17 protein-coding genes are annotated in these 14,629 nt (G+C 59.0%); 13 read left to right on the top strand and 4 right to left on the bottom strand.

The window, feature by feature from the left end; all coding sequences use genetic code 11:
- The 10 genes from ACIP66_RS18805 to ACIP66_RS18760 all read left to right on the top strand — a co-directional run.
- Window positions 1-292, top strand: a 292-nt coding sequence (locus ACIP66_RS18805) for an electron transfer flavoprotein subunit beta/FixA family protein (RefSeq protein WP_400649867.1), incomplete at its 5' end; no start/stop codon positions are given.
- Between the two features lie 2 nt (window positions 293-294).
- The gene (locus ACIP66_RS18800) at window positions 295-1,224 is read left to right on the top strand and encodes an electron transfer flavoprotein subunit alpha/FixB family protein (protein ID WP_400649865.1); all 930 of its coding nucleotides are present in this window, start codon (window positions 295-297) and stop codon (window positions 1,222-1,224) included.
- Between the two features lie 80 nt (window positions 1,225-1,304).
- On the top strand, window positions 1,305-2,126 hold the full coding sequence (locus tag ACIP66_RS18795; RefSeq protein ID WP_400649863.1) for a substrate-binding periplasmic protein: 822 nt from the start codon (window positions 1,305-1,307) through the stop codon (window positions 2,124-2,126).
- A gap of 9 nt (window positions 2,127-2,135) precedes the next feature.
- Window positions 2,136-2,492 (top strand): DUF4398 domain-containing protein, encoded by a 357-nt coding sequence (locus tag ACIP66_RS18790; RefSeq protein WP_172680141.1) that lies wholly within the window; start codon window positions 2,136-2,138, stop codon window positions 2,490-2,492.
- Window positions 2,489-3,301: an OmpA family protein gene (locus ACIP66_RS18785; RefSeq protein WP_122592114.1), complete on the top strand. Its 813-nt coding sequence runs from the start codon at window positions 2,489-2,491 to the stop codon at window positions 3,299-3,301. The genes ACIP66_RS18790 and ACIP66_RS18785 overlap by 4 nt, the downstream gene beginning before the upstream one ends.
- A gap of 312 nt (window positions 3,302-3,613) precedes the next feature.
- A complete protein-coding gene (locus ACIP66_RS18780) occupies window positions 3,614-5,053 on the top strand; it encodes a PLP-dependent aminotransferase family protein (protein WP_053122520.1) in 1,440 nt (479 codons plus the stop codon).
- Window positions 5,054-5,132: 79 nt separating this feature from the next.
- Entirely contained in the window at window positions 5,133-5,600 is a 468-nt protein-coding gene (locus tag ACIP66_RS18775; RefSeq protein ID WP_400649858.1) for a translation initiation factor 2, read from the top strand.
- A gap of 166 nt (window positions 5,601-5,766) precedes the next feature.
- Window positions 5,767-6,021, top strand: coding sequence for a YkgJ family cysteine cluster protein (locus ACIP66_RS18770; protein ID WP_053122516.1), 255 nt, complete (start codon window positions 5,767-5,769; stop codon window positions 6,019-6,021).
- A 41-nt stretch (window positions 6,022-6,062) separates the two neighbouring features.
- Window positions 6,063-6,668, top strand: coding sequence for an START domain-containing protein (locus tag ACIP66_RS18765; protein ID WP_053122514.1), 606 nt, complete (start codon window positions 6,063-6,065; stop codon window positions 6,666-6,668).
- A 313-nt stretch (window positions 6,669-6,981) separates the two neighbouring features.
- Complete coding sequence (locus ACIP66_RS18760; protein WP_053122512.1) at window positions 6,982-9,075, top strand: LTA synthase family protein; 2,094 nt, start codon at window positions 6,982-6,984, stop codon at window positions 9,073-9,075.
- 75 nt (window positions 9,076-9,150) lie between these two features.
- Here ACIP66_RS18760 and ACIP66_RS18755 read toward each other — a convergent pair whose 3' ends face one another.
- Window positions 9,151-9,309, bottom strand: a complete 159-nt coding sequence (locus tag ACIP66_RS18755) for a DUF3309 family protein (protein WP_169432680.1) — start codon at window positions 9,307-9,309, stop codon at window positions 9,151-9,153.
- A gap of 311 nt (window positions 9,310-9,620) precedes the next feature.
- Here ACIP66_RS18755 and ACIP66_RS18750 point away from each other — a divergent pair, with 311 nt between their 5' ends.
- The 3 genes from ACIP66_RS18750 to csrA all read left to right on the top strand — a co-directional run bounded on the left by ACIP66_RS18750 (window position 9,621) and on the right by csrA (window position 11,156).
- Window positions 9,621-10,436 (top strand): SDR family oxidoreductase, encoded by an 816-nt coding sequence (locus ACIP66_RS18750; RefSeq protein ID WP_053122510.1) that lies wholly within the window; start codon window positions 9,621-9,623, stop codon window positions 10,434-10,436.
- A 63-nt stretch (window positions 10,437-10,499) separates the two neighbouring features.
- Window positions 10,500-10,832: a YnfA family protein gene (locus ACIP66_RS18745; RefSeq protein ID WP_053122508.1), complete on the top strand. Its 333-nt coding sequence runs from the start codon at window positions 10,500-10,502 to the stop codon at window positions 10,830-10,832.
- 138 nt (window positions 10,833-10,970) lie between these two features.
- Window positions 10,971-11,156 (top strand): carbon storage regulator CsrA, encoded by a 186-nt coding sequence (gene csrA / locus ACIP66_RS18740; protein ID WP_053122506.1) that lies wholly within the window; start codon window positions 10,971-10,973, stop codon window positions 11,154-11,156.
- A 5-nt stretch (window positions 11,157-11,161) separates the two neighbouring features.
- Here csrA and ACIP66_RS18735 read toward each other — a convergent pair whose 3' ends face one another.
- The 3 genes from ACIP66_RS18735 to ngg form a co-directional block, all read right to left on the bottom strand.
- Window positions 11,162-11,389, bottom strand: coding sequence for a YheU family protein (locus ACIP66_RS18735; RefSeq protein ID WP_003192759.1), 228 nt, complete (start codon window positions 11,387-11,389; stop codon window positions 11,162-11,164).
- 164 nt (window positions 11,390-11,553) lie between these two features.
- Window positions 11,554-12,744, bottom strand: a complete 1,191-nt coding sequence (locus ACIP66_RS18730; protein ID WP_212543763.1) for an osmoprotectant NAGGN system M42 family peptidase — start codon at window positions 12,742-12,744, stop codon at window positions 11,554-11,556.
- A 139-nt stretch (window positions 12,745-12,883) separates the two neighbouring features.
- Complete coding sequence (gene ngg / locus ACIP66_RS18725; RefSeq protein ID WP_400649850.1) at window positions 12,884-14,629, bottom strand: N-acetylglutaminylglutamine synthetase; 1,746 nt, start codon at window positions 14,627-14,629, stop codon at window positions 12,884-12,886.

Genomic DNA, 14,629 nt, shown 5'->3' with positions numbered 1-14,629 from the left:
TGCCGTGACTCGCGAAATCGACGGCGGCGCGCAGACGGTTTCCCTGAAACTGCCGGCGATCGTCACCACCGACCTGCGTTTGAACGAGCCGCGTTATGCGTCCCTGCCAAACATCATGAAAGCCAAGAAGAAGCCTCTCGAAGTGCTGACTCCGGACGCTTTGGGCGTTTCCACCGCCTCCACCAACCAGACCCTGAAAGTCGAAGCGCCGGCTGCACGCAGCGCAGGCATCAAGGTCAAGTCGGTGGCTGAACTGGTCGAGAAACTGAAAAACGAAGCGAAGGTAATCTAATCATGACTATCTTGGTAATCGCTGAACACGACAACAAAGTGCTGGCCCCGGCCACACTGAACACCGTGGCTGCTGCTGCCAAAATCGGCGGCGACATCCACGTTCTGGTTGCAGGCCAAGGCGCTGGCGCCGTGGCTGAAGCCGCAGCGAAAATCGCTGGCGTGAGCAAAGTCCTGAACGCTGATAACGCGGCTTACGCGCATCAGCTGCCGGAAAACGTTGCTCCGCTGGTCGCTGAGCTGGGCGCTGGTTACAGCCACATCCTGGCTGCCGCCACTTCCAACGGCAAAAACATCCTGCCGCGCGTTGCTGCTCAGTTGGACGTTGACCAGATCTCCGAGATCATCTCGGTCGAAAGCGCTGACACTTTCAAGCGCCCGATCTATGCCGGTAACGCCATCGCTACCGTGCAATCGACCGCTGCGATCAAAGTGATCACCGTGCGTGCTACCGGTTTCGACCCGGTTGCTGCTGAAGGTGGTTCGGCGGCTGTTGAAGCCGTCGGCGCTGCACACGACGCGGGCACTTCGAGCTTCGTTGGCGAAGAACTGGCCAAGTCCGATCGTCCAGAACTGACCGCTGCCAAGATCGTCGTTTCCGGCGGCCGTGGCATGCAGAACGGCGACAACTTCAAACACCTGTACGCTCTGGCCGACAAGCTGGGCGCTGCGGTGGGTGCTTCGCGCGCCGCCGTCGACGCAGGTTTCGTACCGAACGACATGCAGGTCGGTCAGACCGGCAAAATCGTTGCGCCACAGCTGTACATCGCCGTCGGTATCACCGGCGCGATCCAGCATCTGGCCGGCATGAAAGACTCCAAAGTGATCGTTGCGATCAACAAGGACGAAGAAGCGCCGATCTTCCAGGTGGCCGATTACGGTCTCGTGGCGGATCTGTTCGAAGCAGTACCTGAGCTGGAGAAGCTGGTTTAAACCGGCGGCTTCACTTATAAAGAGCCCGGCCTGTTGGTCGGGCTTTTTTTTGTCTTGGATTTGAGTGGGAGCGTTTCGCCATGGATCTGCGCTGCGGATGGTTGTTGGGTTTGGCCCTGTTGCCCGGTTTGGCCGTGGCCGCTGGCAAGTGCGAGCGCCTCGTCGTCACCGGCAGCCCGGATGCGCCGCCGTACCTGTGGCAGGATCCGCAAAATCCCAAGCAACTGATTGGCGCCAGTGCCGACCTGCTTCAACAAGTGGCCAAGGATCTCGGCATCAAAGTCGAGTTGCTCTACGCCGGTAAACGCTCGCAAGCCCTCGACGAAGTGCGCAGCGGGCGCATGGACATGCTCGCCGACGCGCCGCTGACCTTCAATGAGCTGGAAAACCTCGACTACATCTATCCGCCGCTGCTAGAAAATGACTACCTGGTGTGGACGCGCAAAGGCTCGACACTGGTCTACAGCGAAGCCAAAGACCTGCAGGGTCACGCGGGCGCGCTGTCGGAAAAGTCTCGAATGACGCAGGGATTCGGTACTTTCGCCGAGCAGAATCTGACCCTGACCAAGACGGCCAACCTCACCCAGGCCCTGCAGAAATTGCTCCTTGGCGAAGTGGAATATGTACTCGCCGGCCGCTACTCGGGCATGGCCGCCGCGCAGGCATTGGGCATGGCCAATGATCTGCTGGCGTTCGAGCAACCCATCGACCGCCCGGGCCTGTTCCTCGCGGTTTCGCATAACTCGGCCTGCAACGATCCGTGGTTGCGCGGACAGCTAGCCAAAAAGATGACAGAATTGCCCGCGTCCGGACTGACGGAAGCCGTGCTGCAACGCAATATCGAGCGCTGGAAGGCGCAGCAGCAACAGCCGCAACAACCTGTCAGTGCCCCAAAACAGTAGGGATTCTTAGTGAGTATTCGACCTCTTTTCGCGGCGATGGCCGTTCTGGCTCTGGCCGGTTGCGCCAGCGATCCGGCACCCAACGAACAAATGCGCCTCACCGAGCAGGCCATCACCCAGGCCAAGGCTGTCGGTGCCACCGCTGATGATGTGCCGGAAATGAAACTGGCCGAAACCAAATACGATCGAGCCAAGGGCAACATGGCCGACGAGTCCTACCGCAATGCGCGGATGCGTGCCGAACAGGCCGAACTGGATGCGCGTCTGGCCGAAGCCAAGGTGCTGACGCAAAAAAGTGAAGAACAGGTGAATGTGCTCAACACCCGCATCGTCCGTCTGCGCAAGCAACTGGGAGATGCTCAATGAGCCTCAAGTCGAAAGTCCTTGGCGGTCTGATCCTCGCCGGTTGTGCTAGCCTTTTCGGTTGCGCCGGCCAACACAGCGAATCCGCGCTGCAAGAAGCGGGCGCTGACTTCCAGAAAGTCAAAGAAGACTCGAACGTGCTGCGCATCGCGCCGAAAGACGTGATCCGCGCCGGGGAATCCCTGGCCCGCGCCGATCGCCTGTCGACCTATTGGGGTAGCGGTTCGGATGTGGTGCATTACGCCTACCTGAGCCAGCGCTACAGCGAAATCGCCCGCGAGCACACCAATCAGGTGCTCAACGAAGAACGCATCGCCAAGCTCGAACTCGAACGTCAGCGCCTGCAACTGGCCCTGCGCGAATCGAAACTGCTCAGCGTGCAGCAGCAAGGCAAATGGCTCGAAGAGCAGATCGTCGCATTGGCCACTACGCAGACCGACCGTGGTCTGGTGATGACCCTCGGCGACGTGCTGTTCGACACGGGCGAAGCGGAACTAAAAAACTCGGCCAACCGTGTCGTACTGAAAATCGTCCAGTTCCTGCAACTGAACCCGAAACGCGTAGTGCGCATCGAGGGTTACACCGACAGCACTGGCGGCAAGCAGGAAAACCTCAAGCTGTCCCGCGACCGCGCGCAAGCAGTGGCCGATGTATTGATGGACCTCGGTATCGAGGACAAACGCATTCAGGTCGAAGGCTACGGCGACGAATACCCGGTGGACGTCAACGCTTCCGAGCGTGGGCGCGCACAGAACCGTCGCGTGGAAATTGTCTTCTCCGACGAAAAAGGCCAGCTCGGCGCCGCCCGCTAAGCAACGCAAAGCCCTGTAGGAGCTGCCGAAGGCTGCGATCTTTGACTTTTCTTTTTGAAGATCAAAAGATCGCAGCCTTCGGCAGCTCCTACACAGCTCCTGCACAGCTCCTACACAGCTCCTACAAAGCCCGGCCTGTCATGCAGCGCCGGGCTTTTTTACGTCTGTCGATTGGCTCGCAAATCGGTACAGTCGGGGGCAGACACTGCACTGTATGGTCGAGTATTGTGGCAACTGTCCCAGTACACTTCTAAACTGTTCCGGTATTGTTTCACACAAGAATAAAATGCCCGTGAAATCGAGTGCTGCGTCATGACCAATCTCTTGCTCTACCAACGTATTGCTCAACAACTGGCCGAAGACATCCGCCGTGGTGTCTATCAACCGGGGGAGCGCGTGCCTTCGGTGCGCAAGATGAGTTCGCAGCTCAACGTCAGCCATGCCACGGTGTTGCAGGCGTACGCCAATCTTGAAGATCAGGGGCTGATTCGCGCCCGCCCGCAGTCCGGTTATTACGTCCACCAGACCCCCGCACTGACCGCGCCAACGCCAGACATTGCCCGAGTTGAACGTCCGGGTCTGGTGACGCGCAGCAGCATCATTCAACAGGTACTGGTCGAGTCGCGCCGCGAAGGTGTGTTCCCGTTGGGTGCCGCCGTACCGAGCGTCGATTATTTGCCGGTGCGCGCACTGCATCAGCAACTGGCCAAAGTCACCCGATTCCACAGCCCGCGCGCGTTCAGTTACATGTTCAGCCCCGGTTTCGAACCGTTGCGCCGGCAAGTGGCAATTCGCATGCGCGACGCCGGTGTCGTCGTCGATCCGTCAGAAGTGGTGATCACCCACGGTTGTGTCGATGCCTTGCAGATGTCGCTGCGCGTGCTGACCCGTCCGGGTGATCTGATCGCCGCCGAGTCGCCGACTTATTACGGCTTGCTGCAACTGGCTGATCTGCTTGGCTTGAAAGTCATCGAAATCCCGAGTGATCCAGCCACCGGCATGAGCCTCGAAGCTCTGCAACTGGCGGCCAACCAATGGTCGATCAAAGCGCTGGTGCTGACCACGCGCCTAAGCAATCCGTTGGGCGGCACCATGCCCGAAGAGCGCCAGAAACAGTTGCTGCGACTGGCCTCGGATTTCGATATCCAGATCGTCGAAGACGACATCTATGGCGAATTGATGTTCGAGCAGGGCAAGACCAAAGCGCTCAAGGCTTACGATCGACTGGATCGGGTTATTTACTGTTCGAGTTTTTCCAAGACCTTGTCGCCCGGCGTGCGTATCGGCTGGATGATTCCCGGCAAGTATCAGCAAGAAATCCAGCGTCTGCAGACCTTCAGCACCCATTCAGCGTGCAGCGTCACGCAGATGGCGATTGCTGCGTATCTGGAAAACGGCGGCTATGACCGGCATTTGCGCTACATCCGTCAGGAGTACCGCAAGAATCTCAGCGCTTTCCAGTTGGCGGTGCAGCAGTATTTCCCCGAAGGCACGCAAATGACCCGGCCCACCGGCGGTTTCATTCTCTGGGTGAGCTTGCCGGGGAGGGTGAATACGCAGGACTTGCACGTGCGTGCCTTGCAGCAGGGCATCAGTATCGCGCCGGGGCTGATCTTCAGTAATACCGAGCAGTTCAACCACTGTATCCGCCTGAATTGCGGGATTCCGTGGAACCGCGAGGCGGAGCGGGCATTGATGACGCTGGGCTTGCTGGCAACGCAACTGTGTCAGGAAACGGCGGGCGGTTTCTGAACGAACGGCGCGTCATGCTTGTCATGTGACGTGCAACAGGCCAGCATATGGCCCTCTGCCGTTAATGTCGTTGGAGTTCATGAAAGCGATTTTTCCTGCCGCCTGGGTTGTGCTTTGCCTGCTGCTGATCGGCCATGTGCCCGATGTCATGGCGTCTGGCCCGGAAAAACCGGCAGCGACCACGCCGGCGAAAAAAGCGCCGGCAGTGAAGAAGGCCGCAGCTGCGAAACCAGCCCAGCAGAAAATCGTGAAGAAACGCCCACCGGTGGCTTCCAAATCGAAGTCCGCCCGTGAAGTGGCGAAAACCCCGCTGCCGTCGACCAAACTCGATCTGAGCCTGCCCAAAGACATGGTTCAAGAGTTGAAGCCTAAGGGCTCCGTCGAGATGCCCAAGCGCGAGCCGATCCTGCCGCAGATGTTCGGCGAGAAAAACACTGGGTTCCAGCTCAATGGCCGTCTGCTCAGCAACGAAATGCAGTTGCAGCTGCGCAACGAAGAGCGTCGGGAAGTGGAAGGCGCGGCGCTCGATTTCGAATTCAAGCAATAAACAGCACGTTGCTGTGACCCGCAGACCAGACGCTTTGTCGGAGACTGGTCAGTCACATTCAGTAATCGCTAAAAACCCCGGTTCAGGCAATTTAAAACAGCCGTTTTAGCGGTTACTCTGTTCCGCGTCCCTTTTACACATCGCCCGTCGCGAGGAAATGTTCGTCATGAAATGCCGTGAAGGCTGTGGCGCTTGCTGCATCGCCCCCTCCATCAGTTCGCCGATTCCCGGCATGCCTGATGGCAAACCTGCCGGCGAACGTTGCGTGCAACTCTCGGTCGAAAACCTGTGCAATATTTTCGGCCGCCCCGAGCGCCCGGCAGTCTGTTCCGGCTTCTCGGCCGACATTGAAGTCTGCGGCAGCAGCTCGGAAGAAGCGATCAGGCTGATCGGCTGGTGGGAACAAATGACGGCGGCGTGATGTGTCAAACGAACGGAACTTCAACAATAAGGAATAAGACTATGGGTTCGCTGCATCGTATCGCTGTGTTGTGTGGTTTGACCGCTGTGCTGGCCACCTCGGTTGCCCAGGCGGAAGACTGGAAGGTCGCCAAGAACGAAGACGGCATCAAGGTTTCGCTGAGTGAAGTGCCGGGTTCGGACTACAAGTCCTATCAGGGCGTCGCGCTGATGAAGACCACCGTCGCCAAACTGCGCGCGCTGCAGGAAGACGTCTCCGGTGCCTGCGCCTGGATTCACGAGTGCAAGACCCAGAAATTGCTCAAACACGAAGGCGATCAGAGCTGGACTTACACCCAGTTCAACACGCCTTGGCCAGTCACCCCGCGTGACTCGGTGCTGAAAGTCACCACCGTTGAAGGCGCCGACGGCAGCCTGACCCGCAACCTGGAAGGCCTGCCGAAGTACATTCCGGAAGAAAAAGGCTTCGTTCGTGTTGAACAGGTCAAAGGCTTCTGGAAGTTCGTACCAAAAGGTGATCAGGTTGAAGTGACCTATCAAGTGCACACCGAGCCAGGCGGCAGCGTGCCGGCGATGGTTGCCAACAAGTTCGTGGTCGACGCACCGTTCAACACCCTCAAAGCTCTGAAAGAACGCGCCGAGAAGTAATCAGCCCGCTCTACACAAAACGCCCCGACCGATTCGGGGCGTTTTGTTTTGTATCTATATTGTGTTTCCAGATATGCGTTGCACGAAATTTTCACAAAGTGTTCCAGACAATTCGCCCGCGCTGTTTGCACGTTGCCGCTGTCTGCTGCCGCTTGAAATGAAACTGTCTGGCGGCGGGGCAGTAATCAATGGCAATGGTGCGAACGATCGTGCAACATTTGCGCACCGCGCACGCCCCGGGGCCTGGAATGGCCAATAGAGGGCAGGGCGCCGCTGTATTTTTGCAACTTCAACTAATGGGTCCTAAAACGACATGGCAAACCCGGACGCCCTGAATCAGCAGCGATCTTCTGCTCGCCTGCTGCAACCGACCGTCAAATCGCATCTGGCCTACACGCTGCTTTGTGCGCTGGTCATGATGGTGATGTTTTCCGTGCTGCGCCTCGCGCTGCTGGTCTACAACCGCGAGATGATCCTCGATACCCCCGCTTCGACGTTCCTCGAAGCTTTCGCCAACGGCCTGCGTTTCGACCTGCGCCTGGTGGTTTACCTGTGCATTCCGCTGGTACTGGCGCTGTTCAGCGCACGGGCCATGGCAGCACGCGGTTTCTTCCGTCTGTGGCTTACCATCGCTTCGAGCATCGCGCTGTTCCTCGGCCTGATGGAGATGGACTTCTACCGTGAGTTCCACCAGCGCCTTAACGGTCTGGTGTTCCAGTACGTGAAAGAAGACCCGAAAACCGTGATGAGCATGCTCTGGTACGGTTTCCCGGTGGTGCGTTATCTGCTGGCGTGGGTCGTCGGCACGGTGATTCTGACCCTGGCGTTCAAAGGCGCTGATCGTGCAACGCGTCCGCGCGGGCCGTTCAGCGGCGGTACCGTCAGCAGCCGTCAGGTGGCGCCGTGGTACACCCGCGCTGCGGTGTTCGTGGTGTGCCTGTTGATCTGCGTGGTTGCCGCGCGTGGCACCCTGCGTCAGGGCCCGCCAATGCGTTGGGGTGACGTGTACACCACCGATTCCAACTTCGCCAACCAGCTCGGCCTCAACGGTACGCTGTCGCTGATCGCCGCTGCGAAAGACCGCATGGGCGAAGACCGCGACAACATCTGGAAAGCCACACTGCCGCAAGAAGAAGCGCAGAAAGTGGTGCGCGAGATGCTGGTGATGCCGGATGACAAATTGGTCGACGCTGATATTGCCGCCGTGCGCCGTGATTACACACCGCCGGCCGACAAGACCCTGCCGATCAAGAACGTTGTCGTGATCCTGATGGAAAGCATGGCCGGTCACTCGGTCGGTGCATTGGGCGCGCCGGGCAACATCACGCCGTACCTCGACAAACTGTCGAAGGAAGGCCTGCTGTTCGACCGTTTCTTCTCCAACGGCACGCACACCCACCAGGGTATGTTCGCGACCATGGCCTGCTTCCCGAACCTGCCGGGTTTCGAATACCTGATGCAGACCCCGGAAGGCAGCCACAAACTGTCCGGCCTGCCGCAGTTGCTTAGCCACCGTGACTACGACGACGTCTATGTCTACAACGGTGACTTCGCCTGGGACAACCAGTCGGGTTTCTTCAGCAACCAGGGCATGACCAACTTCGTTGGCCGTAACGATTTCGTCGATCCGGTGTTCTCCGATCCAACGTGGGGCGTGTCCGACCAGGACATGTTCGATCGCGGTCTGGTCGAGTTGAAGGCGCGTGAAAACGGCAAGCCGTTCTATGCGTTGCTGCAAACCCTGTCCAACCACACGCCATACGCCTTGCCGTCGCCATTGCCGGTCGAGCGCGTCACCGATCGTGGCAGCCTCAACGAACACTTGACCGCCATGCGTTACTCCGACTGGGCATTGGGTCAGTTCTTCGAGAAGGCGCGCAAAGAGCCGTACTTCAAGGAAACCCTGTTCGTCATCGTCGGTGACCACGGTTTCGGCAATGAGCGTCAGATCACCGAAATGGATCTGGGCCGCTTCAACGTGCCGATGCTGATGATCGCGCCGGGCATCCAGGAGAAGTTCGGCACCCGTGACCACACCGTGGGCACGCAGATCGACATCGTACCGACCATCATGGGTCGCCTCGGTGGCGAAGTGCGTCACCAGTGCTGGGGCCGTGACCTGCTCAACCTGCCCGAAGGCGACACCGGTTTCGGTGTGATCAAGCCGTCGGGCAGCGAGCAGACCACTGCCATCGTCACCGCAGACCAGATTCTGGTACTGCCGAAAGACAAGGACATGTCGGCGAAGGTCTATCAGTACCAACTGGGCGCCACCCCAAGTGCCGAGGTTATTCCGGATGCACCACGCGCTGCCGAGTTGAAACACAAACTCGAAGCGTTCCTGCAAACGGCGACCAAGAGCCTGATGGACAACACCGCCGGTGTGATTAACGGCAAGCCGGACTAAGCGCTGTAAAGTAAAAGTCCGCGCAATAAAAAAGAGGCCCTGAAAAGGGCCTCTTTTTTTTTGCCGGCTAGAGGGTCATATCCGACCCAGTAGCAACAGCACCAACAGCACGACCAGCACCACACCGATGATGCCCGACGGACCATAACCCCAACTTCTGGAGTGCGGGAAGACCGGCAGACCACCGATCAGCAACAGGATCAGGATAATGATAAGAATTGTGCCCATGTCGATTTCCTTGTTGAGAGAGTTCGAGAAGTCTTGGTGTTCAAGGGGCGACTGGAGACTAAGTAATTCCAGACGGCTTACAAAATCCGACTGGTGCGAATGAAAGAAAATTCAATGTTTTTTTAATGTATTTGGATTAGTCGGTTATTTCCTTTAAAGCGAAAGATCAAAAGATCGCAGCCTTCGGCAGCTCCTACAGGAATTCGTGTACGGCGCGATCTTTTGATCCTCCATTCAGCAACTTGATGGAGCGTGGGCGCACACACAACCTTCGCTACACTCCGCGCATCTTCCCCAGAACAACAAGGCTGTCTGCTATGCAAAATCGCATGATGATCACTGGCGCGGGCTCAGGCCTGGGTCGCGAAATCGCGCTGCGCTGGGCGCGTGAAGGCTGGCAACTGGCCTTGTCCGACGTCAGCGAACCCGGCCTGCAGGAAACCCTGAAAATGGTGCGCGAGGCGGGCGGCGACGGCTTCATCCAGCGCTGCGATGTGCGTGATTACAGCCAACTCACAGCCTTCGCACAGGCTTGCGAAGAAAAACTTGGCGGCATCGACATCATCGTTAATAACGCCGGCGTCGCGTCAGGCGGTTTCTTCAGCGAACTGTCGCTGGAAGACTGGGACTGGCAGATCGCGATCAACCTGATGGGTGTGGTCAAGGGCTGCAAAGCGTTCCTGCCGCTGCTCGAACAAAGCAAAGGCAAGATCATCAACATCGCCTCGATGGCCGCGCTGATGCAGGGCCCGGCAATGAGCAACTACAACGTCGCCAAGGCTGGTGTCGTGGCGCTTTCGGAAAGTCTGTTGATTGAACTGGCGCAACAGGAAGTCGGCGTGCATGTGGTCTGTCCATCGTTCTTTCAGACCAACTTGCTTGATTCTTTCCGTGGCCCGACCCCGGCAATGAAGGCGGCGGTCGGCAAGTTGCTAGAGAGTTCGCCGATTACCGCAGCGGACATCGCCGACTACATCTACCAGCAAGTCGCTGCCGGCGAGTTCATGATCCTGCCTCACGAACAAGGGCGCATGGCGTGGGCGATCAAGCAGAAAAACCCGCAACTGCTCTACAACGAAATGACCTCGATGGCGGAGAAAATGCGCGCCAAGGCCAAACAGAACAACGGCTGACCTTGCCCGCAGCGGATTGCGTCGTTAGGGTGGCCGCAATGGTCACCCTGTCGAGACGCGTCAATGCTCAATTACTTGTGGTTCTTCCTCGCGGCGCTGTTTGAAATCGCCGGTTGTTACGCTTTCTTCATGTGGCTGCGTCAGGGCAAAAGTGCGTTGTGGGTGATCCCGGCGTTGCTCAGCCTGACGTTGTTCGCGTTGTTGTTGACCCGTGTTGAAGCCAACTATGCCGGTCGCGCCTACGCCGCTTATGGCGGGATCTACATCGTCGCGTCGATTGGCTGGCTGATGGTGGTCGAGCGCGTGCGTCCGTTGGGTTCGGACTGGATCGGCGTGGCGCTGTGCGTGATCGGCGCCAGCGTGATTCTGTTCGGGCCGCGGTTTTCCGCTGCCTGAATTATCGATTTGTCGGAAGCGTCTGACAGCCAAGGGCTTGCCAAGCTGTAGGGCAAGACTGAATTGCCGGCCACACATTGTGGCGCGCCGGCAAGCCGCGCATCTTCAGGGTTTGCCACCCCCTGAAGGACGAACCTCATGCTTGTACTCAGCCGTGTTGTCGGTGAGTTGATTTCCATCGGCGACGACATTTCCCTGCGCGTGCTGTCCGTCAACGGCTCCAGCGTGCGCTTTGGCGTCGAAGCGCCGAAGAAGGTCAATGTGCACCGCGCCGAAGTCTATGAACGAATCCAGCGCAAACAGGCCCGCGAAGGGGCCCGCTGAGGATCTCAGTCGAATAGATGCTTGGGCACGTCGTGCTTGAGCATCAACTGGCACTGCTCGCTTTCCGGGTCGAAGACGATCAACGCCTGGCCTTTGGTCAGCGCCTGACGTACGCGCAGCACGCGGGTTTCCAGCGGCGTGTCATCGCCATTGTCGGTGCCGTCACGGGTGACGAAATCTTCGATAAGGCGGGTGAGGGTGTCGACTTCAAGAGCGTCGTAAGGGATGAGCATGGGCACCTCGGCTGAATCAATGTCGGGATGCTACGGCGATTGCCGGTTGGCTGCCAGTTTTGTGTAGTCAGTACCGGCCTCATCGCGAGCAAGCTCAGCTCCTACAGGAAACGCGGTCAACTGTAGGAGCCGAGCTTGCTCGCGAAGGCGGCCTAATGGTCACATTAATTATCGGAACGCTGCCCCACCAGACTATCCACCGGCGGCACCCGCGTTTCGCTCTCCATCTGCGTGTCATGTTCAATCTGATGACTGAAGCGATCCAGCGAAGCATTCGCCGGCGCCGCATCACTGGCAAACACCGGCGGGCTCAAGATGTACGCGCCCAACAATCGGCTCAGCGCGGCCAGACTGTCGATGTGCGTACGCTCATAACCATGGGTCGCATCGCAACCAAACGCCAGCAGCGCGGTACGAATATCGTGCCCGGCGGTGACCGCCGAATGCGCATCGCTGAAATAATAGCGGAACAAATCGCGCCTTACCGGCAACTCATTTTCACTGGCCAGCCGCAACAAGTGTCGCGACAGATGATAATCATACGGCCCGCCGGAATCCTGCATCGCCACGCTCACCGCGTGTTCGCTGGAGTGCTGTCCCGGCGCGACCGGCGCAATGTCGATGCCGACAAATTCACTGACGTCCCACGGCAATGCCGCCGCCGCGCCACTGCCGGTTTCTTCGGTGATGGTGAACAGCGGATGGCAATCGATCATCAGTTCCTGACCGCTGTCGACGATGGCTTTCAGCGAAGCCAGAAGCGCAGCAACGCCAGCCTTGTCATCGAGGTGACGGGCGCTGATGTGGCCACTTTCGGTAAACTCCGGCAGCGGGTCAAACGCCACCACATCGCCAACACTGATGCCCAGCGAATCGCAATCGGCCTTGGTCGCGCAGTAGGCGTCCAGACGCAATTCGACGTGATCCCAGCTGATCGGCATTTCATCCACCGCGGTGTTGAACGCATGCCCGGACGCCATCAACGGCAACACACTGCCGCGAATCACACCGTTGTCGGTGAACAGGCTGACACGGCTGCCCTCGGCGAAACGGCTCGACCAGCAACCGACGGGGGCGAGGGTCAGGCGACCGTTGTCTTTCACCGCGCGGACGGCGGCGCCGATGGTGTCGAGGTGTGCGGAGACTGCGCGGTCAGGGCTGTTTTTCTTGCCCTTGAGCGTGGCGCGGATGGTGCCGCGCCGGGTCATTTCGAACGGGATGCCGAGTTCTTCGAGACGCTCGGCGACGTAACGTACGATGGTGTCGGTGAAGCCGGTCGGGCTGGGAATGGCGAGCATTTCCAGGAGGACTTTTTGCAGGTAGTTGAGATCCGGTTCGGGGATTTGTGGGGTCATGGAAACTCCTGATGGGTTGAGCACTGATCGTTCCCACGCTCTGCGTGGGAATGCAGCCCGGGACGCTCTGCGTCCCAAATGGACGCGGAGCGTCCGGTGAGGCGTTCCCACGCAGAGCGTGGGAACGATCAGGAAGGGGTTAAATGGCCGGCTGACTATGCGGAAACAACAAATCAACAAACCGCTCAGCCGTCGGCTGCGGTTCATGATTGGCCAACCCGGCGCGCTCGTTGGCCTCGATAAACACGTACTCCGGCTGATCCGCCGCCGGCACCATCAAATCGAGGCCAACCATGGGAATGTCCAGCGCCCGCGCCGCACGCACCGCCGCGTCGACCAGCGTCGGATGCAGAATCGCCGTCACATCCTCCAGCGTGCCACCGGTGTGCAGATTCGCGGTACGGCGCACAAACAAATGCTCACCCGCCGGCAGAATGCTGCTGTAGTCATACCCGGCCGCATGCAAGGTGCGCTGGGTTTCGTGATCCAGTGGAATCTTGCTCTCGCCACTGGTGGCCGCTTGCCGACGTCGACTTTGCGCCTCGATCAACGCGCCGATCGAATGCTGACCATCGCCAACCACTTCCGCCGGCTTACGAATCGCTGCTGCGACCACTTCAAAACCGATCACCAGAATTCGCAGATCAAGGCCTTCATGAAAGCTCTCGAGCAGCACTCGGCTGTCGAACTGCTTGGCCGCTTCGATAGCCTGCTGCAGCTCTTCGATGTTCTGCAGATCCACCGCGACGCCCTGACCCTGTTCACCGTCGAGCGGCTTGACCACCACCCGTTGATGCTCATCGAGAAAGGCCAGATTGTCGTCGGCATTGCCCGCCAGTTGCTGCGAGGGCAGGTTCAGGCCGGCCGCTTTCAGTACTTTGTGCGTCAGGCTTTTGTCTTGACACAGGCTCATGCTGATCGCGCTGGTCAGGTCGCTCAGCGATTCACGGCAACGCACGCGACGGCCGCCATGGCTGAGCGTAAACAACCCGGCGTCGGCGTCGTCGACCTGCACGTCAATGCCGCGCCGATGCGCTTCTTCAACGATGATCCGCGCATACGGATTGAACTGCGCCTCCGGCCCAGGGCCAAGAAACAGCGGCTGATTGATGCCGTTTTTGCGTTTGATGGCGAAGGTCGACAGGTTGCGAAAACCAAGCTTGGCATAGAGGTTTTTCGCCTGACGGTTGTCGTGCAACACCGACAGATCGAGATAGCTCAGACCGCGACTCATAAAATGCTCGACCAGATGACGCACCAGCACTTCGCCGACACCCGGCCGCGAGCACTGCGGATCAACCGCCAGGCACCACAGGCTGCTGCCGTTTTCCGGATCGTTGAACGCCTTGTGATGATTCAGGCCCATGACGCTGCCGATCACCGCGCCGCTGTCCTCATCCTCGGCCAGCCAATACACCGGGCCGCCCTGATGGTGCGGGGTGAGCAGGGTGGAGTCGATCGGCAACATGCCGCGCGCCTGATACAACAGATTGATCGCCTGCCAATCCGCCTCGTTCTGCGCGCGGCGAATGCGGAAGCCGCGAAACACGCGAGTAGCCTGACGATAATCACTGAACCACAAACGCAACGTGTCGGACGGATCGAGAAACAGCTGCGTCGGTTCCAGCCCGAGAATCTGCTGCGGCGCAGCCACATACAGCGCGATATCGCGTTCGCCGGGCTGCTCGTTGAGCAGTTCCTGCGCCAACGACGCCGGGTCAGGAAAGGTGTGGCCGATCAGCAACCGGCCCCAACCGCAATGTACTGCGATCGGGTCGGCGGCGAGGGTGCTGCCATCTTCGGCCAACCGTGCCTGCAAGCGTTCATAGGACGGAGTCTGACCGCGAATCAGGCGCTGATTGATGGCCGTGGCATGGGGTTTCAT

This window comes from Pseudomonas sp. NPDC088429, assembly GCF_044753305.1.
GTDB lineage: Bacteria > Pseudomonadota > Gammaproteobacteria > Pseudomonadales > Pseudomonadaceae > Aquipseudomonas > Aquipseudomonas rustica.
Note: the sequence above shows the minus strand (reverse complement) of the source record. Positions and strands in the feature narration are given on the sequence as shown.